Consider the following 665-nt stretch of genomic DNA (forward strand, 5'->3'; position numbering starts at 1 on the left):
ACGGAGGACACGCTGAAGACCGCGCAGGCGTCGTACGACCTGACCAAGCTGCAATTCGACAACGGGACGGGTTCCGAGCTCGAGCTGCGTCAGGCGCAGACGGTGGTCGAGACGGCGCTTGCGAACCAGCAGGCGCAGGCACGTGCTCGCGCGCAGGCGCTGAACGCGCTGGTGCTGCTGATCGGCGAGCCGCTGCCGGACGACCTGCCGGCGGGCATGCCGCTCGACGCGCAGAACCTGCTGACGGACGTGCCGGCTGGCCTGCCGTCGGACTTGCTCACGCGTCGTCCGGACGTGATGCAGGCCGAGCAGACGCTGCTGGCCGCGAACGCGAACATCGGCGCGGCGCGTGCGGCATTCTTCCCGAAGATCTCGCTGACAGCCGCGTTCGGCACCGCGAGCCCGACGCTGGGCGGCCTGTTCAAGGCCGGCACGGCGGCGTGGTCGTTCGCGCCGAACATCGCACTGCCGATCTTCGAGGGCGGGCAGAACATCGCGAACCTGGACCTCGCGAACGTGCAGAAGCGCATCGAGATCGCGAACTACGAGAAGGCGATCCAGTCGGCGTTCCGCGAAGTGTCGGACGGGCTTGCCGCACGCGGCACGTACGACCAGCAGATCGCGGCGCTGGAGCGCAACGAGCACGCGCAGCAGCGTCGCTTCGA

General features: G+C 69.0%; 1 protein-coding gene. It reads left to right on the top strand.

Features of this window, described 5'->3' with window-relative positions; genetic code table 11:
- A partial coding sequence (locus CFB81_RS34735) for a TolC family protein (protein ID WP_179236157.1) occupies nucleotides 1-665 on the top strand: 665 nt, incomplete at both ends.

This window comes from Burkholderia sp. AU28863 (assembly GCF_002223195.1).
In the GTDB taxonomy this organism is placed as follows: domain Bacteria; phylum Pseudomonadota; class Gammaproteobacteria; order Burkholderiales; family Burkholderiaceae; genus Burkholderia; species Burkholderia sola.